This window comes from Streptomyces sp. NPDC032472, assembly GCF_040636955.1.
GTDB lineage: Bacteria > Actinomycetota > Actinomycetes > Streptomycetales > Streptomycetaceae > Streptomyces.
This window is the reverse complement of record NZ_JBEZVK010000032.1, coordinates 1-17,652: the sequence shown is the minus strand read 5'-3', so window position 1 is coordinate 17,652 and position 17,652 is coordinate 1. Positions and strand designations below refer to the sequence as shown.

Genomic DNA, 17,652 nt, shown 5'->3' with positions numbered 1-17,652 from the left:
TCGCTGCGACATGAGGTGTACGGCGTACACCGACGGCGCCACGGTAGGGTGTACGGCGTACACTCGTCAAGGAGCGGGAGGGGCTGGGGAGATGACCGGGCAGAGCAGCGGCGGGCGCCGCACGCCCCTCAGCAGGGACCGGGTCCTGCGGGCCGCCGTCGCGTTCGCCGACGGGTCCGGGATCGATGCGCTGAGCATGCGCAGCCTCGCGCAGGAGCTCGGCGTCGTGCCGATGGCGCTGTACAAGCACGTGGCCAACAAGGAGGAGCTCCTCGACGGCATGCTCGACGCGGTCCTCGCGGAGATCGGCCCGACGCCGGGCGGCGCCGCCTGGAAGGCGGCCGTACGGGGGCGGCTGCTGTCGGCCCGGGAGGTGCTGCTGCGCCACCCGTGGGCCCCGCAGGTCATCGGGTCGCGGAGCGGGCCGACGCCCGGGGCGCTCGCCCATCTGGACGGCGTCATCGGGCTGTTCCTCGCCGGCGGGCTCAGCGCCGACCTCACGCACCACGCGATGCATGCGCTGGGCAGCCGGGTGTGGGGGTTCACGCAGGAGCTGCTGCCCGCCGGTACGGAAGCCGAGCAGCAGGAGCAGCAGGAGCAGCAGGCGGCCCTGCTCGCCGCCCGGTATCCGCACATCGCCGGGATCGTGGCCTCCCGGGCGCACGACGCCGGGTCGGTCGTGGGCGGCCAGGGCTGCGACGACCGCTTCGAGTTCGAGTTCGCCCTCGACCTCCTCCTCGACGGGATCGAACGCCTCCACGCGCAGGGCTGGAGCTCTCAGCCGCGGTGACGGCGGCGGTACGAGACCGTCACCGCGGCCAGCAGCGGGGCCCAGGCGACCAGGGGGAGGTAGAGGAATCCCGCCACGGTGGCGCCGAGCGGGGTCATGTCCGGGTGCGGCAGCGTCCACCACAGGGCGAACGGGGTCCAGGCGACGGCCAGGGCCGCGGCCCCCGCGCCCGCCACGGCCGTGACGGCCCGCGGCGGGACCCGCCGGCCGCGCCACCGCGGGAGCGGCCGCACCAGTGCGAGGGTGAGCAGGGCCAGCAGCTCGGTGCCGATGCTGAGGCAGACGACGTACAGGCGGCCCCAGCCGGGTATGCCGGCGGCAGCGTAGCCGGCCTCGGTGTACCCGGCCGTGAACCCGGCCGCGAGCAGCAGCCGCCAGATGCCGGACGGCAGCGTCACCAGGGCCACGGCATGCGCGGCCCACACCGTCCAGCGGGGTGCGGGCGCGGCGGGGTGTTCGGCCTGAGGAAGCGTCATGCGGTCCAGCGTGCCGCGGGGTTGGGCGCGGGGCGTCGGCCGCGCGGCGGGCTTCGCGCTATGCCCTTGGAGGAGCCCCCGAAGCCACCCTCCCCCGCACGGGGGACCCCGGGCTCCGCCGGGCACCGGGCTCACCGGCCCGGACCCGCGCCTCAAACGCCGGCGAGGCTGAACGTGCCGACCCCGGCTTCGAAAGCCCAGGGGCAGCCGACCGGGGCCGGCTCGGCGCCGCCTGCCTTGGGAGCGGGGGTGGGCCATTCCAGCGCCGGACCGCGGCCTTCGAACGCCTGCCGGTGGCCAACCGGGGCCGGTCGGCGCAACCTGCCTTCGAAGCGGGAGGTCGGCCACTCCAGCCTCGCCGCGTTTGAGGCGCGGGGTTTGGGGCAGCACCCCAGAAGCCCAGCCGGCTCCGCCGACGCCTGGGACCGGGGGGCCTGCAATCCCAGCCTCGCCGGCGTTCGAGGCGCGGGGTTTGGGGCGGCGTCCCAAGGAACCCGGCTCCGCCGGGCACCGGGCACCGGCCCGGACCCGCGCCTCAAACGCCGGCGAGGCTGGAGTGGCCGGACCCCGGCTTCGAAAGCCGATGGGGCTGGTGGTGCCGGACCCGGGTCGAAAGCCGGGGGGGCTACGCGGGGCGGGTGGCTGTGGTCACCGTGGCGTGGAAGGTCTCCGAGGTCGTCGTGCGGGGAGCCAGGCCCGCTGCGGCCAGGGCGCCGGCCGTGCGGGTGGCCTGGTGGGCGCTGGTCTCGATCAGCAGGTGCCCGCCCGGCGCCAGCCACGGCAGGGCGCCCGCCGCGACCCGGCGGTGGACGTCCAGCCCGTCCTGCCCGCCGTCCAGCGAGACGAGCGGCTCGTGGTCGCGGGCCTCCCCCGGCAGCAGCGGGATCTCCCCCGTCGGCACGTACGGCGCATTGACCACCAGCACGTCCACCCGCCCCCGCAGCCCCTCCGGCAACGCCTCGTACAGGTCGCCCTGGTGGACGAGGCCCCCGTACGGAGCCACGTTCAGCCGCGCGTACGCCAGCGCCGCCGGGTCGATGTCCGCCACGTGCAGCTCCACCCCGGCGCCCAGCTGCGCCGCGACGGCCGCGCCGAGGGCGCCCACCCCGCAGCACAGGTCCAGCACCACCGCGCCGGGCCGACCGGCCGCCAGCGCCACTGCCTCGTGCACCAGGAACTCGGTGCGCCGGCGCGGTACGAACGCCCCCGCCCCCACCCGCATCCGCAGCCCGCAGAACTCTGCCCAGCCGACGACGTGTTCCAGCGGCTCGCCGTCGGCCCGGCGGGCCACCAGGGCCGCCAGGTGGGCGTCGTCCTGCGCGGCCGCGACCAGCAGTTCGGCCTCCTCCTCCGCGAAGACGCAGCCCGCCGCGCGCAGCGCGTCCACCACCGATGTCATCGAAGCCATCCCCACCCCTCCATGTTCCCGCAGGTCAGAAGAGGTCCGGGCACCAGGGGCGCCGGGCCGTCCGGAACACCGCGTCCGCCAGCTCCAGCGCGCCCGGCCGCTCCTCGGCCACCTGCCCGAGCGCGCCGAGCCGTACCGCGGACTCGTCGCCGAGGTAGAGGGAGCCGAGCGCGGCCGCGCCGAGGGTGAGGTCCGCGGGCTCGTCGGTGCGGGTGCAGGTCCCCTTGCCCGTGTCGAGCCGGTAGCGGCCGGCGGCCGGCCCGCCCGGGTCGGCGACCTCCAGGACGAGGGTCGCGGGCACCGCGTACGTCCGCGCGCCCAGCGCCCGTACGACGTCCAGCACCCGCACCCACAGGAAGTCCGCGGCGGTCACCAGCCGGGCCGAACGCGGGTCGGGCAGCAGCCGGGCGACCAGGTCGTCGGGGGCGCGGTAGCCGGTGCGGACCTTCAGCACCCAGTCGATGGAGCACAGGAAGTGCCACAGGGCGCGCTCGGCGGCCGGGGTGGCCGCGAGCAGTTGCTTGACCTGCAGCGTGTTCAGCGGGACCTTCGCGTCCGTCCAGTGGTCGTCGGCCACGTACGCGACCAGGCCCTGCACCTCGCCGTCCGCCGCCCGGTACACGGCGTGCATCTTGGGCCGGTAAGGGCGGAAGGACATCTCCTCCACGCCCGTGGTCAGGTTCCACCACCGCTGGTCGCGGCTGACCATGCCGTGGCGTTCGGACCGCATCCGCCCGTGCAGCCCGGGGCCCACCCGGCGCGCCTCGGCGACGTCGACGATCTCGATGCGGCCGCCGTCGCCGGGCCCCGACCAGCGCGGGTCGAGTCCGGTGCGCGGGACGTCGATCTCCCACTCCGAGACCGAGGCGGCGGGCCCGTACCCGTACCGCCCGTAGATCGGGTATTCGGCGGCTATGAGCGTCGACAGCACGTCCCCGCGGGCGACGGAGGCGGCCAGCTCGGCGGCCATCATCCGGGTCAGCAGGCCCTGGCGGCGGTGCGTGGGCAGGACGGTGACGTTGGTCAGGGCGCTGGAGGTGACCGCGGCCCCGCCGGGCACCGTCACCTCCTGCCGGAAGGAGCGCAGGGTCGCCACGCACGCACCGGTGTCGGGGTCGAAGGCGCCGTGGGCGCGGGTGAGGTCGCTGTACCGGGCCCGCTGGGCGACGTCGGAGTCGGTCACGGGGGAGGCGGCCAGGAAGCCGGTGTTCACGGTCCGCAGCCAGGCGGGGAGTTCGGATTCGGCGATCGGCCGGACGTCAGCGCTCATAGCCGGTCACGCTAATCGGCCCGCCCGCGCCGCGTCGCCGCAATTTCCCCCCGCCCCCGCGCGGTGCCCCCTCATACCAGGAGGTCGTCCACCTGCGCCTCGCCGTCCCGGTAGCGCCGGGTGATCTCCGCGGTGCAGTCGTCCACCGTGCGCTGCAGCTGCTGCCGGCGCCGCGAGACCTGCTGCTCGTAGCCGACCAGGGCGGCCATCGCCTCGTGCAGTTCGCCGTCCGTGCGGGCGTCGAGGTCCGACAGCTCGACGTCGGAGAGCATCTGCGCCGCCAGCAGCCGGTACTCCTCGCTGTGCGGGGTGCCCAGCGTGACGTGGCGGGCGGAGGCGCTGCGTCTGCTCGGGGCGTCGGCGAGGATCTCCGAGAGCCGGTCCACCACCGGCGGTTCGGGAGCCGCCGGGGCCTCCGGGTCTCTGCGCCGGGCCAGTTCGGCCCGCAGGATGTCGATGCGGCCCTGCAGGAGTCTGCGTACGTAGCTCAGGTCGGCTTCGTCGCGCTGGGCGTCGCGGCGCAGCGCACGCAGCTCCGGCAGCCCCAGTGCGGTGGCGGGCGTGGTCGGCGCCTGCTCGTCCGGGGTGCGCTGCGCGGGCGGCGCCAGCGCAGGAGGTGCAGCGGGTGCAATAGGTGCAGCGGGTGCAGTAGGTGCGGGTGATACGGGTGTGGAGGTACCAGAAGGATTCATGTGACGTGTCCGTCCCCTCGACCGGTGCATGGGGTCTCCTCCGGCCCCTGGGGCCGGAGGGAAGCACCGCCTGCGTGCATCGTGCCACTCCCCGTGGTGCCGGGGCGTCCGGTGCCACCCGATCGGCCCTGGACAGGTGCGCGCCTGGTACACAGGTGGTATGCGAGCAGTGGTGCAGAGGGTGGACGGCGCGCGCGTCGTCGTGGCCGGCGAGACCGTGGGCGAGATCGTCGGCGAGGGGCTGTGCGTCCTGGTGGGCGTGACCCACGACGACACGCCGGAGAAGGCGGCGCAGCTGGCGCGCAAGCTGTGGTCGGTGCGGATCCTGGAGGCGGAGAAGTCCTGCAGCGACGTGAACGCGCCGCTGCTGGTGATCTCCCAGTTCACGCTGTACGGGGACGCCCGCAAGGGCCGCCGCCCCACCTGGAACGCGGCGGCGCCCGGTCCGGTCGCCGAGCCGCTGGTCGACGAGGTCGTCGCACAGCTGCGGGCGCTCGGGGCGACGGTGGAGACGGGCCGGTTCGGGGCGGACATGCGGGTCTCGCTCACCAACCACGGCCCGTTCACCGTCATCGTCGAGGTCTAGCCAGAACCCGTAGCCGCTACGGCGCGACCACGACCTCCTGCGCGGCGGCCGTCTTCCCGGCCAGCAGCGGCGCGTCCACCGGCACGTTCCGCTTGACCAGGGCGAGGGCGATCGGGCCGAGCTCGTGGTGGCGCACCGCGGTGGTCACGAAGCCGAGCTGGCGGCCCTCCTCCCCGTCGGCGGCGAGCCGGACCGGCGCGCCGTGCGGCGGCAGGTGCACCTCGGAGCCGTCCAGGTGCAGGAAGACCAGGCGGCGCGGGGGCTTGCCCAGGTTGTGGACGCGGGCCACCGTCTCCTGGCCGCGGTAGCAGCCCTTCTGCAGGTGCACGGCGGTGCCGATCCAGCCGAGCTCGTGCGGGATGGTGCGGTGGTCGGTCTCCAGGCCGAGCCGCGGCCGGTGCGCCTCGACGCGCAGGGCCTCGTACGCGAGGAGCCCGGCGGCCGGCCCGTGCGCGGCGGCGAAGGCCTCGAGCCCGGCGCGGGGCAGGAACACGTCCCGGCCGTGCGCGGTCTCCCGTACGACGTATTCCTTGGGCAGCTCGGCGATGGAGCCGGCCGGCAGGTGGACGACGGCGAAGTCGGCGGTGCGGTCGGCCACTTCGACCCGGTAGAAGAACTTCATCGACTCCAGGTAGGCGATCAGCGCCTCCTGGGTGCCGGGCTCGACGTGCGCCCAGACGGTCTCGCCGTCGTCGACGAGGTAAAGCGCGTGCTCGATGTGGCCGTTCGCGGAGAGGATCAGCGCCTCGGTGGCCTGTCCGGGCGGGAGTTCGGTCACGTGCTGGGTGATCAGCAGGTGCAGCCAGCTCAGCCGCTCCGGTCCGGTGACGGTGACGACCCCGCGGTGGGACAGGTCGACGAAGCCGCGGCCGTCGGCCAGGGCGCGCTGTTCGCCGTAGAGCTCTCCGTAGTGGGCGGCGACGCCCTCGTCACGGCCTTCGGCCTGCACGGCGCCGGGGAGGTTCAGCAAAGGGCTGGTCATGGGGCCAAGCCTACGACCCTGCTATGCAGGAGCGTCACGGTGTTTGGCGGCGTCCTTGCGGCAGAGCCCGAAGATCGCGAAGTGCTTCATGTCGGTCTCGAAGCCGAAGGTGGCGCGGAGCTTCTCGGTGAACTCGGCGGCGATGTCCACGTCCGCCTCGATCACCTCCTGGCAGTCCCGGCAGACCAGGTGGATGTGGTGGTGCCGGTCGGCGAGGTGGTAGGTGGGGGCCCCGTGCCCGAGGTGGGCGTGCGAGACCAGCTTGAGCTCCTCCAGGAGCTCCAGCGTGCGGTAGACGGTGGAGATGTTGACACCGGAGGCGGTCTTGCGCACGTGGGCGAGGATCTCGTCCGGCGTCGCGTGCTCCAGGGTGTCGACCGCTTCCAGCACGAGCTGGCGCTGCGGGGTCAGCCGGTATCCGCGCTGCCGCAGGTCGCTCTTCCAGTCCACGCTCTCGGGGCTCTCGGGCTTCGCAGCGCTCTCGGGGCTCTCGGGGCTCACCACCCGGCCAGTGTAAGCGTGCGAAGGGGACCCCGGGCCGGCCCGAGGTCCCCTTTCGAAATCATGATCAGCGGAAGAAGGCGATGCCGTCGTCCGGCATGTCCGGGAGGTTGCGCGCCATCTCGGCGACCTCCTCGGGCGTGACGACCTTCTTCAGCTGGGCCGACATGTACGGGCGCAGCTCAACCTCGGGGGTGGCCTTCTCGCCGACCCACATCAGGTCGCTCTTGACGTAGCCGTACAGGCGCTTGCCGCCGCTGTACGGGCCGGAGGCGGCGGTGCGGGCGACGGCGTCGGTGGCCAGGTCGATCTGCGGCTTCTGGTCGGCGAGCTCGCCGTACCAGACCTCGACGACGCCCTGGTCGCGGATCATGACGACCTCGACCTTGCGGTCCTTGTCGATGCGCCAGTAGCCGGACTCGGACTCCAGCGGCCGCACCTTGTTGCCCTCGGTGTCGAGGACCCAGGTGCGGGACGTGTACTCCAGGAAGTCCCGGCCGTCGTGGCTGAAGACGACTTCCTGGCCGAAGTTGCACTTCTCGTCACCGGGGAAGTCGAAGACGCCCGCGCCCTCCCAGGTGCCGAGGAGGAAGGCGAGGGGGACGAGACCGGGGTTCAGGTCGGACGGGATCTGGATCATGAATGGCTGCTCAGGCGATCTGTGGGAGGGGGCTTGCGGGTCCGGGGGCGGCCGATCCGGGGATCAGCGCTGGCCCTGGTACAGCTTCTTCACGGCGAGGCCGGTGAAGGCGAGGACGCCGACGCAGACCAGGACCAGCAGGGAGGTGAAGAGTGCCTCAAGCACGGGGTGCTCCTCGGAGGGTTTCGGTTGGCGGGTACGGGCCGGTCCCCAAGCCTACTGGCCGGGGGACCGCCGCACTCCGTGAGGTAGGCCGCAGCCCGTCACCTCGCCCGGACGGCCCCCCGGGCCGGCCCCGGCGCCTCAGCCCAGCAGCTGGCTCTGCAGGATGACCGTCTGGTGGAAGGGGACAGTGGCCACCTCGCCCTTGCGGCTCTGGATGACCACGGCCTGCACATCGCCCATCTGGAGGCAGCCGAGCTTGGTCTGTTCCTCCCCTAGGACGGGCTTCGTCTCCTGGTACATGCTAATGGCGCTGGTGCTCAGGGTGCCTGCACCCGCGAAGCCCTGGCCGGTGGGCCGCGTGATTTTGGCCTTGCTCCAGGCCGGGTCCAGCTCCAGGGCCGAGACGCCTTCCAGTCGGACGCCTGCGTTGCAGCCGGGGAAAGTGGCGACAAAGCCCGCCGAGTGAAAGCGCAGCAGGTAGATGCGGGTGCGGGTGCCCTCCGGCATCGTCCACCCACGCGCAGTGATCTGACGGAGTCCGTCCCACTCGAGGCTCTGCTTGATCTTTTTCCGCGCGTCGGGCGCGTATTCGAGCAGGAAGACGTCGGGCGAGAGCTCTCCGTCCTTGTTCCCCTTGAGCGCCTCATCGGGCCGGGCCCCTGCGGGTGCGGGCAGCACCAGCCCGACCAGCGCCGAGTAGTGCGTTGGGGTCTGGTTTTCCGGGCCCTCGGCCGACGGAGCCCCGGCCGGCGGCTTGGGTATGACGAGCGGCGGGTAGGCCCAGCGGCCGTCAGTTCTTGTGGCGAGGCCGGGGAGGTCGGTGCGCTCGGCTCGGGTCACCCCGAAGGCGACGCCGGCACCGACACCGCCGAAGACGAGGAGGGCTGCCGTCCAGCGCAGAGCGGCACGAAGGCCGCGGCGGCTGCCTTTCGGTTCGGCCGGAACCGTCCCTGCGTCCCCCGCCTCCCGCCTCGCCTCCGTGTCCGGCTCGGCACGTTCGGTGCTGTTCACGCTCACACGGACTCCCCGGAGGACTTCAGATGGTTCAACTGCTGCTTGAACAGGGAAGCGGCCTGGCTCGCGGAGAAGTCCTTGGACCCGTACATCCTGAAATGCACCAGAACATCCCCTTCCACGGCCACACAGTCGACTGAGTTGATCTTGTCTCTCCCCGCCTCACCCTCCGCGTGCAGCCTGCACTTGGCCTGCGGAAAGCCGTCGATTTTCGGACCTTGGGGGTCGTCACCCGTCAGTTCGAGGAGCCTCCTGGAGAACGCCGTGAAAGGGGCGGAGGCCTGAGGATCCGCCTGGGCGAGGTGGATCTCGGCGGCCACCCCGCCGAAGCCCGGCCCGGCCGCCAGCGCATAGCTGCGCCCCGCCACGCCCTTGAACTTCACGCCCGCCAGTGCCTTGTCCCGCTCGTCCCGTTCGGCGGCGGAGAGGCCCATGCGGCCGTCCTTGAAGGTTTGCGTCGCCCGTTCTCCGAAGACGACAAAATCGTTGCCCTCCGGGCCGAGGTCTGGGCCGGGCCGGTAGCGCTCGGGCAGGGGCAGCAGTCTGCCCATCAGCCCATCGGCCGACGCGGCCTCTGGGGCCGGTTTCGGCGATCCTCCAGGTACGGCGCCGGTGCGGGCCCAGTACTGCGTTTCGGCTGTCCGGTCGGCATGGCCGAGCCACGCCGAGGCCCACCAGGCGCCGCCGGCCAGAACGGCGAGCAGGGCAACCGCCGAGGCGAGTACCACCGGCTTGCGGTGCAGCTTGCCCGTCATGTTCCGCTGGTCGCTCACAGTCGCTCCAACTGGCGCTTGGCAAGGTCGACGATGTCGCCCTCATCGATGTCGCCCCGGTTGTTCACGTAGGTCACGTCCATGACGACATCACCGCGGCGGGCGATGGCGCGGGCCGACTTGAGCGGGAAATGGCCTGGGTCGGCATGCGCCTCGGAGTCGACCCACAGGTGGCCGAACTCGGCCGGCGCGCCGGGCAGGTCCTTGCCGAGGTTGCCCGCGTAATCCTTGCCGGCCATGTAGCCATGGGATTTCTGGAAGCTCACAGCCCCGGCACGGTCGTGGAACTGGAGCAGCCGGATCTCGACGAAATCGCGGTCGCCCTCGGACCACCGCACGGTGGCGATGCGTCGCACACCGTCCCGGATGATGCTGCCCAGGCCTTCGACGGGCTTCTCGAAGTAGTCCGCGGCGAAGGCGTCCGGGGACTGGACACCGTTGAACTCGACCTTTGCTCCGCCAGGAGCGGGCACGAGCAGCTTCGTCAGGTCCTCGTCCGTCTTGTGCCAGCGGTTCGCGTTGATGGAACGCAGGCTCGTCGAGTCGTTCGATAGCTGCGCCGCAGGCCGCGCCGGTCGCTGCTCGAGCGGCGGCAGCGGCGTCGGCTTGCGCCCGTACTGGATGGCGTAGCCGGTGACGGTGCCCGCGAGGACACCGAGGGCGGCCCCGGCCGCGATCACGGCGACGCTACGGCGGCCCGGGCCGCGGCGCGGGGCGGTCGGCTGCGCGGACGGCTGCGCGGCCGGCTCCGGGGCGGGAGCCGGCGTCGGCCCCGGTTCTTCCCGCAGGTCGGCGGCGGTCTGTTCGTGTTCCAAGAAGGTCCCCCCACAGGACTGTGGGCACGGATGACCACCGTGCACAGTCTTGACATGTACCGGAGGGGAGTGGTTGTGCGGAACCGTATTACGTTTCGGTACGGCGGGACATCAGTCCTTGCGGGGCGGCTTTCCGTCCAGTTCGTCCCACCACTCGTCGGACTTCGGGTCGCCCGTCGGGTCGTCCCACCAGCGGTCGTCCGGGCCGCGGCGGTTCGCGACCATCGCGGCGACCGGCGGGATGACCATGGCGACCACGCACAGGGCCACGGCCGCCTCGACCGAGAACAGCCGCACGAAAGCCCAGGCGGACACGAAGAGGAACAGGCATCCGCCCATGAGGAGGAAGTAGGCGCGGCGCCGCCGGGCGTACATGCCTCCAGAGTAGGGCGGGCAGGCGGACGGCGCGAAGGGCCGCACCCCGTTCCAGTGGCGTCCAACCCCCGGGGGTGCGGCCCTTCGGCCGGCTTGCGTTGCGCTCGCTGTCAGGCGGGGCTCAGACCGCGATCGCCACGTCCGTCACGCCGCCGGCCTCGGCGACGACCACGGCGCGGTCCGCCTGGCCGCCCGGGACGAGCGCCCGCAGCGTCCAGGAGCCGGTCGCGGCGTAGAAGCGGAACTGACCGGTCGCCGAGGTCGGGACCTCGGCGGTGAACTCGCCGGTCGAGTCCAGCAGCCGCACGTAGCCGCTGACGGGCTCGCCGCCACGGGTCACCTGGCCCTGGATGGCCGTCTCACCGGGCTTGAGCGTCGAGAGGTCGGGCCCGCCGATCTGTGCTCCACACATGTTCTCTGTCCTGTCCTAGAGAGGTCGTACTCGTTCTACGGGGCGTCGCGTGCCCGGGATTACTTGTTGGCGCCCAGCTCGATCGGCACGCCGACCAGGGAGCCGTACTCGGTCCAGGAGCCGTCGTAGTTCTTGACGTTCTCCTGGCCCAGCAGCTCGTGGAGCACGAACCACGTCAGGGCCGAGCGCTCACCGATGCGGCAGTAGGCGATGGTGTCCTTCGCCAGGTCGACCTGCTCGTCCTCGTAGAGGGCCTTGAGCTCGTCGTCGGACTTGAAGGTGCCGTCGTCGTTGGCGTTCTTCGACCACGGGATGTTGCGGGCGCTGGGCACGTGGCCGGGGCGCTGCGACTGCTCCTGCGGCAGGTGGGCCGGGGCGAGGAGCTTGCCGGAGAACTCGTCGGGCGAACGGACGTCGACCAGGTTCTGGGCGCCGATGGCGGCGACGACGTCGTCACGGAAGGCGCGGATCGAGGTGTCCTGCGGCTTGGCCTTGTACTGGGTGGCCGGGCGGTTCGGGACCTCGGCGCCGTCGACCAGGTCGCGGGAGTCGAGCTCCCACTTCTTGCGGCCGCCGTCGAGGAGGCGGACGTCCTGGTGGCCGTAGAGCTTGAAGTACCAGTAGGCGTAGGACGCGAACCAGTTGTTGTTGCCGCCGTAGAGGACGACGGTGTCGTCGTTGGCGATGCCCTTGGCGGAGAGGAGCTTCTCGAAGCCCTCCTGGTCGACGAAGTCGCGGCGGACCGGGTCCTGGAGGTCCTTCTTCCAGTCGATCCGGACGGCGTTCGCGATGTGGTTCTTGTCGTACGCGGCCGTGTCCTCGTCCACCTCGACGATGACGACGTTCGCGTCGTTCAGGTGGGCCTCGACCCAGTCGGCGTCTACGAGGACGTCGCTGCGGCTCATGGTTTTCTCCTCCGGGGCAGTGTGCGGCGGGGCGGTGCGGGCGCTCGCTGGAATCGCCTGCGGGTGCTGCTGGTGCGTGCCGCGGGGCGGCGCTCCCGGATGCACTGCGCGGGGAGGCGTCAGTGGGCAGGGGGGAGCGGCTGTGCTGCGGTCACGCGGGAAGGACGGTCGTCCGGCGGGTGGAGCGGATGCGCTCTCAGGTCACATGGATCGACAGAGCATGGCGGCGACGCGACACAGGTCTACTGCCCGTCGCTTCGTGAGGTCCGCCTGCAGATGCTTCATAGCCATGGATCGTAGGGACGAACCGGCCGCCCTGTCACCGGCGTGTCATATTCCGAGACAGGATCGTCCGGATTTTGGGATCGGATGGCCCGGGAGCGGCCGCCGCACGGCCCCCGGACCCTTCCGTACGGCCCGCCCTTCTACGGATCGGACCGCGGCGTCTCACGATCCGGCCAGCGCCAGGTCCGTACCGCTCAGCTTCAGGTGGATGCCGGACTCGTCCGAGGTCAGCCCGGTCAGCTGGAGCCCGACCGGCAGGCCGTCGTCGAGGCGGCGGTCGAAGTCGGTCTTCTTGCGGACCGCGCTCTCGATGCCGGGGATGCCCTCGCCCGGCACCGCATCGGCCCGGACGCGGACGAACTTGCCGCCGCCGCCCTTGCCGGCCCCGCCGCCCTGGCCCTCCTTGGCGTCCACGAGGGTGATGGTGGAGACCACGCTGCGCGTGAAGGTCTGCCCCAGGACGTTCACCGAGGCGGTGACCTTGACCTTGTCCGGCGCCCCGCCGTAGGTCAGCTTCGCCCCGCTCTGCGAGGCCTCGGTCAGGTCGGGGTAGGTGATCAGCGCGGAGCCCTCGGCGCGCTGCGCGGTGCCGCCGCTGTAGTCCCCGTTCAGCTTCACCCCGCGGAAGGTGGCGTCGAGCTGCGTCAGCCGCGTCTTGCGGCCGTCCGCGACGGCGTCGACGCCCTTGAGCTTCAGGTCGACCCGCTCGAGGTCGTGGCTGAGCGCCTGGGTCAGGAACGGGAACCCGTGGATGTCGACCTCCGCGGACCCGGCCAGCCCTTGGCGGGCCTGTATCCGGTCGGCCAGCCGGTCCTCCGCGTAACCGACGGCGAACCGGTCCGCCGCCACGAACAGACCGCCCAGCACCACTGTGATGATCACGACGAAGCGCAGGAAACGCACGTGCCTCTCCCCCTGATAGACCGGAAACGAACGTGCGTCCTAGTGGACCATGGTCGGCCGCCGCAGGCCGGGAGCCGGGGCCGACGGCCCGCGGCGGCCGTCAGCCCACCACCCGGCCGATCAGGTACACGGCGGGAGCGGCGGCCGCGAGCGGCAGCGCCACACCGGCCGTCATGTGCACGAACTTCGACGGGTAGTCGTACGCCGCCACGCGCAGCCCGATCAGCGCGCACACCCCGGCGGCCAGGCCGAGCAGCGCCCCGCCCACCCCGATGGAGGTCAGCCCGCCGACCGCGACGCCCGCACCGGCGGCCGCGGCCAGCGAGACCCCGACCGACGCCGCGGGCGGCAGCGGGACGGCCCGTACGAACGCGGCGACCGCGACGGCGGCCGCGCCGACGGTGACGGCGGCGGAGTCCGCGGCCAGGTAGCCGGCGCACGCGATGGCGAGGGCGGCGGAGGCCACCGAGGCCATCAGGCCGTACATCCGCTCGTCCGGGTCGGCGTGGCTGCGCAGCTGCAGGACCAGCGTGAGCAGCACCCACACGCCGAGGGTGCCGATGATCGCGCCGGGGCCGTACGCCGCGTCCACCGCGAAGACGGCGCCGTCGGCGACGAGCGCGCCCAGGAAGGCGAGGGCGATGCCCTGGCGGGCGGGCCACATGCCGTTGAGCCGGAACCAGCCGGCCGCGGTGAGGCCCTGGAGGACGACCAGCGGCGCGAGCAGCGCGAGGTCCGCGACGGCTGCGGCGCCGGCGAGCAGCAGACCGAGGGCGGCGGTGAGTATCGCCGACTGCGGGCCCGGGTCGATGATCGGCGACAGGCCCTCGGCGCGGGCCCGGGCCGGGTCGACGGCGCGCATGGTGTTCCCGCCGAGGGTGGCCGGCGAGTACTCCGGCTCCTCCTGCGGAGCCGGCTGCGCGCCGGGGGCGGCGTCGGCGGCTGCCCGGTGGGTGTGCGGGACGTGCGGGACGTGCGGGGTCTGCACGGGCTGCGGGGTCTCCTCGGGGGCGGCCTGCGGCGGGAGGTAGGCGGTGGTCTCGGCCCAGTCGGGCCCGGGGGCGGCGGCGGAGGCCCGGGCGGGCGCCGGGGAGACCGGTGCCTCGTCGCGGAACCAGCCGTCCGGGACCGCGCCGGTGCCGCCGGGGCCTGCGGGGGGAACCGGCGGGAGATAGGCGGTCTCGGCGGCACTGAGGGGGCTCTCCTGCACGGGCGGCAGGTAGGCCGTCTCCGCGGCGCTCAGGGGCGCCTCCTGCACGGGCGGCAGGTACGCGGTCTCGGCGGCGCCCAGGGGCGCCTCCTGCACGGGCGGCAGGTACGCGGTCTCGGCGGCGCCCAGGGGCGCGCCGCCCTGCACCGGCGGCAGGTACGCCGTCTCCGCGGCCCAGTCCTGGACCGGGGCGGACGCCGGAGCCGGGGCGGCCGGTGCCTCGTCCCGGAACCAGCCCTCGGGCACGGCGGGGGCGGCGGGCGCGGAGAACTGCTGCCCGGCCGGCCCGGGCTGCGGCTTCGGGTCGGCGGGCCCCGGGTACGGCGGGAGGTAGGCGGTCTCGGCGGCGCTCGGGGGCGCCTCCTGCACGGGCGGCAGGTACGCCGTCTCCGCGGCCCAGTCCTGGACCGGGGCGGCGGCCGGAGCCGGGGCCGGGGCGGCCGGGACCTCGTCCCGGAACCAGCCCTCGGGCGCCACGGCCTGGCCGGGCGCCGCGCCCAGCCGCGGCTGCACGGGCTGCTGGACCGGCGGCTGCACGGGCTGCTGGACCGGCTGGTAGCCGGTGTCCCAGGTGTCCGCCTGCCAGGTCTGCGTCCCGTACGGATCGGGATCCCGCGGCCCGTAACCCTGGGCCTGGGGCTGCTGCTCCTCGGGAGTGCCGGGAGTGTTCGGAGTGCTCATGGGGCTCCGCTCACCCGCCCGCGAACGGCGGGAGCACCTCGACGGTGCCCCCCTCGGTCAGCAGGACGGCATCGTGCGGGCGCTTGCCCACGGGCTCGTCGTTCACGAGGAAGGAGCAGCGCAGCAGCACCCGGGTCAGCTCCCCGGGGTGGCGTTCCCGCACGGCGTCGAGCGCCTCGGCCAGTGTCCGCGCCGAGTACGGCTCCTCCGCCGTGTGGGCCGCGGCCTTGGCCGCCGCCCAGTAGCGGATGGTTCCGGTTGCCACTGCAGCTCCTATCGTCGGCTCTCTACCGTCGGCCTCCATGATGACCCCTCCCGGCCGCAGGTCCGGTGTGCCTCCGCGCGCCCGGCGTGCGCCCGGGCGGCCCTGCGCATGTCCGCCGAACGGGTGAAACCGGGGCATACGCTGGGTACCGGGGTGGCGCGAACCACAGAAGAGGTGGAGGTGGAAGCCTCGGCCTGCCACCGGCAGGTGGGCTATTCTGCTGGCGAGAGGATCCGGGCAACGTTGCCCCCGGGTCCTTTTGTGCTTTCAGCACGTTGAACGGACCGAGAACAGTGGCACCCGACCGGGCCTCAGGGCGCGGGGACCGGACGGCCGCCACGCACTGCGCACCACGTACGAAGCAGTACCGCGAAAGTCCTCGACGGGACCGAGGAGGAACCGACGTGACGGACCAGCGAACCGTGCACCATCGACCGACCCGGGCAGGTGGTCGGGCATGAGCTCCCTCCTGCTGCTGACCAACGCCCTCCAGCCGTCCACCGAGGTGCTGCCGGCCCTCGGCCTGCTGCTGCACAACGTGCGCGTGGCCCCGGCCGAGGGGCCGGCCCTGGTGGACACACCCGGCGCGGACGTCATCCTCGTCGACGGCCGCCGGGACCTGCCGCAGGTCCGCTCGCTGTGCCAGCTGCTGCGCTCCACGGGGCCCGGCTGCCCGCTGATCCTCGTCGTCACCGAGGGCGGCCTCGCGGCCGTCACCGCCGACTGGGGCATCGACGACGTCCTCCTCGACACCGCCGGCCCGGCCGAGGTCGAGGCCCGGCTGCGGCTGGCCACCGGCCGCCAGCAGCTCGGCTCCGACGACTCCCCCATGGAGATCCGCAACGGCGACCTCTCGGTCGACGAGGCCACGTACTCGGCGAAGCTGAAGGGGCGGGTCCTGGACCTCACCTTCAAGGAGTTCGAGCTCCTGAAGTACCTCGCCCAGCACCCGGGCCGGGTCTTCACCCGCGCCCAGCTCCTGCAGGAGGTGTGGGGCTACGACTACTTCGGCGGCACGAGGACCGTGGACGTGCACGTACGGCGGCTGCGCGCCAAGCTCGGGCCCGAGCACGAGTCGCTGATCGGCACCGTCCGCAACGTCGGCTACCGCTTCGTCACCCCGGAGAAGGTCGAGCGGGCCGCCGCGGAGGCCGCGGCTCAGGAACCTCCGGGAGGCTCCTCGGAGGCGGTAGCCCACATGGAGGAAGAGCGTGTGACGGTCCACTCCACAGGACGCCCTGCCCAGAGGTAGGTCACCCCGCGTAGACTCCGGGGCGTGGCCAAGGTGACGCGGGATGACGTGGCGCGACTTGCGGGTACTTCAACCGCCGTCGTGAGCTACGTCATCAACAACGGACCCCGGCCGGTCGCCCCGGCCACGCGCGAGCGTGTCCTCGCCGCGATCAAGGAGCTGGGCTACCGCCCGGACCGGGTCGCCCAGGCGATGGCGTCGCGGCGCACCGACCTCATAGGCATGATCGTCCCGGACGCACGCCAGCCGTTCTTCGCGGAGATGGCGCACGCGGTCGAGCAGGCTGCCGCCGAGCGCGGAAAGATGGTGCTCGTCGGGAACTCCGACTACCGGGACGAGCGCGAGGTGCACTACCTGCGCGCCTTCCTCGGCATGCGGGTGTCCGGGCTGATCCTGGTCAGCCAGGGCATGAGCGAGCGGGCCGCCTCCGAGATCGAGGCGTGGGACGCGCGGGTGGTGCTGCTGCACGAGCGGCCGGAGGCGATCGACGACGTCGCGGTCGTCACGGACGACATCGGCGGCGCACAGCTGGCCACACGCCACCTTCTCGAACACGGGCACGAGTACGTCGCCTGCATCGGCGGCATCGAGAACACGCCGTCGGTCGGCGACCCGGTCGCCGACCACGTCGAGGGCTGGCGCCGGGCGATGCTGGAGTCCGGCCGCTCGGTGGAAGGCCGCCTCTTCGAGGCGCCGTACAACCGCTACGACGCGTACCGGGTGGCTCTGGAGGTCCTGGCGGGCCCGGACCGGCCGCCGGCCATCTTCTGCGCGACGGACGACCAGGCGATCGGTGTGCTGCGGGCCGCCCGCGAACTCCGCATCGACGTCCCCGGCGACTTGGCCGTCGCCGGCTTCGACGACGTCAAGGAAGCCGCCCTGACGGACCCGCCGCTGACGACGGTCGCCTCGGACCGCCCCGCGATGGCTCGCGCGGCCGTGGACCTGGTCCTCGACGACGGCCTCCGGGTGGCCGGCTCCCGCCGCGAACGCCTGAAGCAGTTCCCCTCGGCCCTGGTGATCCGCCGGTCCTGCGGCTGCGTCTGACTCCGTCCGGCCCCGAACTCCGGCTCGGCCCCGAGCCCCGGCCCGGCACCGGGCCGGGCGCCGCCGCTGCGCGGAGCCGTTTCCCCACCCCGCCCCTTCCCGAAACGCCTCAATCGCCGGCGCGGCTCAAAGATCCGGGGGCTCCGCCCCCGCACCCCCGCGCCTCAAACGCCGGCGGGGCTGATTTCAGCCCCGCCGGCGTTTG

The 17,652-nt window shown here is 73.0% G+C and carries 21 protein-coding genes; 4 read left to right on the top strand and 17 right to left on the bottom strand.

Annotation, left to right across the window (positions count from 1 at the left end):
• Window positions 1–91: 91 nt before the first annotated feature.
• A complete protein-coding gene (locus tag AB0F11_RS22105; protein ID WP_362176308.1) occupies window positions 92–790 on the top strand; it encodes a TetR/AcrR family transcriptional regulator C-terminal domain-containing protein in 699 nt (232 codons plus the stop codon).
• On the opposite strand, the gene AB0F11_RS22100 is transcribed toward AB0F11_RS22105, so the two are convergent.
• The 4 genes from AB0F11_RS22100 to AB0F11_RS22085 all read right to left on the bottom strand — a co-directional run bounded on the left by AB0F11_RS22100 (window position 778) and on the right by AB0F11_RS22085 (window position 4,636).
• The gene (locus tag AB0F11_RS22100) at window positions 778–1,266 is read right to left on the bottom strand and encodes a hypothetical protein (RefSeq protein WP_362176305.1); all 489 of its coding nucleotides are present in this window, start codon (window positions 1,264–1,266) and stop codon (window positions 778–780) included. The two genes, AB0F11_RS22105 and AB0F11_RS22100, sit on opposite strands and share 13 nt — an antisense overlap.
• Before the next feature lie 625 nt (window positions 1,267–1,891).
• Window positions 1,892–2,674, bottom strand: coding sequence for a putative protein N(5)-glutamine methyltransferase (locus tag AB0F11_RS22095; RefSeq protein WP_362176302.1), 783 nt, complete (start codon window positions 2,672–2,674; stop codon window positions 1,892–1,894).
• Window positions 2,675–2,699: 25 nt separating this feature from the next.
• Entirely contained in the window at window positions 2,700–3,944 is a 1,245-nt protein-coding gene (locus tag AB0F11_RS22090; RefSeq protein ID WP_362176299.1) for a GNAT family N-acetyltransferase, read from the bottom strand.
• A 71-nt stretch (window positions 3,945–4,015) separates the two neighbouring features.
• Window positions 4,016–4,636: an AmfC protein gene (locus AB0F11_RS22085; RefSeq protein WP_362176295.1), complete on the bottom strand. Its 621-nt coding sequence runs from the start codon at window positions 4,634–4,636 to the stop codon at window positions 4,016–4,018.
• A gap of 160 nt (window positions 4,637–4,796) precedes the next feature.
• Here AB0F11_RS22085 and dtd point away from each other — a divergent pair, with 160 nt between their 5' ends.
• Window positions 4,797–5,222: a D-aminoacyl-tRNA deacylase gene (gene dtd, locus AB0F11_RS22080; protein WP_361919198.1), complete on the top strand. Its 426-nt coding sequence runs from the start codon at window positions 4,797–4,799 to the stop codon at window positions 5,220–5,222.
• A gap of 16 nt (window positions 5,223–5,238) precedes the next feature.
• On the opposite strand, the gene AB0F11_RS22075 is transcribed toward dtd, so the two are convergent.
• From AB0F11_RS22075 to AB0F11_RS22015, 13 genes are all read right to left on the bottom strand, one after another.
• On the bottom strand, window positions 5,239–6,204 hold the full coding sequence (locus AB0F11_RS22075) for a folate-binding protein (protein ID WP_362176292.1): 966 nt from the start codon (window positions 6,202–6,204) through the stop codon (window positions 5,239–5,241).
• A 21-nt stretch (window positions 6,205–6,225) separates the two neighbouring features.
• The gene (locus AB0F11_RS22070) at window positions 6,226–6,708 is read right to left on the bottom strand and encodes a transcriptional repressor (RefSeq protein ID WP_362176289.1); all 483 of its coding nucleotides are present in this window, start codon (window positions 6,706–6,708) and stop codon (window positions 6,226–6,228) included.
• A 64-nt stretch (window positions 6,709–6,772) separates the two neighbouring features.
• On the bottom strand, window positions 6,773–7,345 hold the full coding sequence (locus AB0F11_RS22065; protein WP_361919202.1) for an FABP family protein: 573 nt from the start codon (window positions 7,343–7,345) through the stop codon (window positions 6,773–6,775).
• Window positions 7,346–7,648: 303 nt separating this feature from the next.
• Window positions 7,649–8,521: a hypothetical protein gene (locus AB0F11_RS22060; protein WP_362176286.1), complete on the bottom strand. Its 873-nt coding sequence runs from the start codon at window positions 8,519–8,521 to the stop codon at window positions 7,649–7,651.
• Window positions 8,522–8,523: 2 nt separating this feature from the next.
• Window positions 8,524–9,297, bottom strand: a complete 774-nt coding sequence (locus tag AB0F11_RS22055; RefSeq protein ID WP_362176283.1) for a hypothetical protein — start codon at window positions 9,295–9,297, stop codon at window positions 8,524–8,526.
• Entirely contained in the window at window positions 9,294–10,112 is an 819-nt protein-coding gene (locus AB0F11_RS22050; protein ID WP_362176280.1) for a hypothetical protein, read from the bottom strand. The genes AB0F11_RS22055 and AB0F11_RS22050 overlap by 4 nt, the downstream gene beginning before the upstream one ends.
• Window positions 10,113–10,223: 111 nt before the next feature.
• Window positions 10,224–10,487 (bottom strand): DUF3099 domain-containing protein, encoded by a 264-nt coding sequence (locus AB0F11_RS22045; RefSeq protein ID WP_362176277.1) that lies wholly within the window; start codon window positions 10,485–10,487, stop codon window positions 10,224–10,226.
• A gap of 121 nt (window positions 10,488–10,608) precedes the next feature.
• Entirely contained in the window at window positions 10,609–10,899 is a 291-nt protein-coding gene (locus tag AB0F11_RS22040) for a DUF1416 domain-containing protein (protein ID WP_361919211.1), read from the bottom strand.
• Window positions 10,900–10,958: 59 nt separating this feature from the next.
• The gene (locus AB0F11_RS22035) at window positions 10,959–11,804 is read right to left on the bottom strand and encodes a sulfurtransferase (RefSeq protein ID WP_362176274.1); all 846 of its coding nucleotides are present in this window, start codon (window positions 11,802–11,804) and stop codon (window positions 10,959–10,961) included.
• A 201-nt stretch (window positions 11,805–12,005) separates the two neighbouring features.
• Window positions 12,006–12,089: an Ms5788A family Cys-rich leader peptide gene (locus tag AB0F11_RS22030; RefSeq protein WP_362176478.1), complete on the bottom strand. Its 84-nt coding sequence runs from the start codon at window positions 12,087–12,089 to the stop codon at window positions 12,006–12,008.
• A gap of 162 nt (window positions 12,090–12,251) precedes the next feature.
• The gene (locus tag AB0F11_RS22025) at window positions 12,252–12,992 is read right to left on the bottom strand and encodes a DUF2993 domain-containing protein (RefSeq protein WP_362176271.1); all 741 of its coding nucleotides are present in this window, start codon (window positions 12,990–12,992) and stop codon (window positions 12,252–12,254) included.
• A gap of 100 nt (window positions 12,993–13,092) precedes the next feature.
• Window positions 13,093–14,307, bottom strand: coding sequence for a hypothetical protein (locus AB0F11_RS22020; RefSeq protein WP_362176475.1), 1,215 nt, complete (start codon window positions 14,305–14,307; stop codon window positions 13,093–13,095).
• A 586-nt stretch (window positions 14,308–14,893) separates the two neighbouring features.
• Window positions 14,894–15,148, bottom strand: a complete 255-nt coding sequence (locus tag AB0F11_RS22015) for a MoaD/ThiS family protein (RefSeq protein ID WP_179173447.1) — start codon at window positions 15,146–15,148, stop codon at window positions 14,894–14,896.
• A gap of 457 nt (window positions 15,149–15,605) precedes the next feature.
• On the opposite strand from AB0F11_RS22015, the gene AB0F11_RS22010 reads away from it, so the two are divergent.
• Together AB0F11_RS22010 and AB0F11_RS22005 are read left to right on the top strand one after the other, a co-directional pair.
• Window positions 15,606–16,400, top strand: coding sequence for a response regulator transcription factor (locus tag AB0F11_RS22010; protein ID WP_362176268.1), 795 nt, complete (start codon window positions 15,606–15,608; stop codon window positions 16,398–16,400).
• Between the two features lie 24 nt (window positions 16,401–16,424).
• The gene (locus AB0F11_RS22005) at window positions 16,425–17,447 is read left to right on the top strand and encodes a LacI family DNA-binding transcriptional regulator (RefSeq protein WP_362176265.1); all 1,023 of its coding nucleotides are present in this window, start codon (window positions 16,425–16,427) and stop codon (window positions 17,445–17,447) included.
• Window positions 17,448–17,652: the final 205 nt, after the last annotated feature.

Coding starts and splice junctions, on each gene's coding strand:
- AB0F11_RS22105 (WP_362176308.1), top strand. CDS start 92: ATGACCGGGCAGAGCAGCGGCGGGCGCCGCACGCCCCTCAGCAGGGAC.
- AB0F11_RS22095 (WP_362176302.1), bottom strand. CDS start 2,674: ATGGCTTCGATGACATCGGTGGTGGACGCGCTGCGCGCGGCGGGCTGC.
- AB0F11_RS22040 (WP_361919211.1), bottom strand. CDS start 10,899: ATGTGTGGAGCACAGATCGGCGGGCCCGACCTCTCGACGCTCAAGCCC.
- AB0F11_RS22085 (WP_362176295.1), bottom strand. CDS start 4,636: ATGAATCCTTCTGGTACCTCCACACCCGTATCACCCGCACCTACTGCA.
- AB0F11_RS22075 (WP_362176292.1), bottom strand. CDS start 6,204: ATGACCAGCCCTTTGCTGAACCTCCCCGGCGCCGTGCAGGCCGAAGGC.
- AB0F11_RS22065 (WP_361919202.1), bottom strand. CDS start 7,345: ATGATCCAGATCCCGTCCGACCTGAACCCCGGTCTCGTCCCCCTCGCC.
- dtd (WP_361919198.1), top strand. CDS start 4,797: ATGCGAGCAGTGGTGCAGAGGGTGGACGGCGCGCGCGTCGTCGTGGCC.
- AB0F11_RS22035 (WP_362176274.1), bottom strand. CDS start 11,804: ATGAGCCGCAGCGACGTCCTCGTAGACGCCGACTGGGTCGAGGCCCAC.
- AB0F11_RS22100 (WP_362176305.1), bottom strand. CDS start 1,266: ATGACGCTTCCTCAGGCCGAACACCCCGCCGCGCCCGCACCCCGCTGG.
- AB0F11_RS22030 (WP_362176478.1), bottom strand. CDS start 12,089: ATGAAGCATCTGCAGGCGGACCTCACGAAGCGACGGGCAGTAGACCTG.
- AB0F11_RS22090 (WP_362176299.1), bottom strand. CDS start 3,944: ATGAGCGCTGACGTCCGGCCGATCGCCGAATCCGAACTCCCCGCCTGG.
- AB0F11_RS22045 (WP_362176277.1), bottom strand. CDS start 10,487: ATGTACGCCCGGCGGCGCCGCGCCTACTTCCTCCTCATGGGCGGATGC.
- AB0F11_RS22010 (WP_362176268.1), top strand. CDS start 15,606: ATGAGCTCCCTCCTGCTGCTGACCAACGCCCTCCAGCCGTCCACCGAG.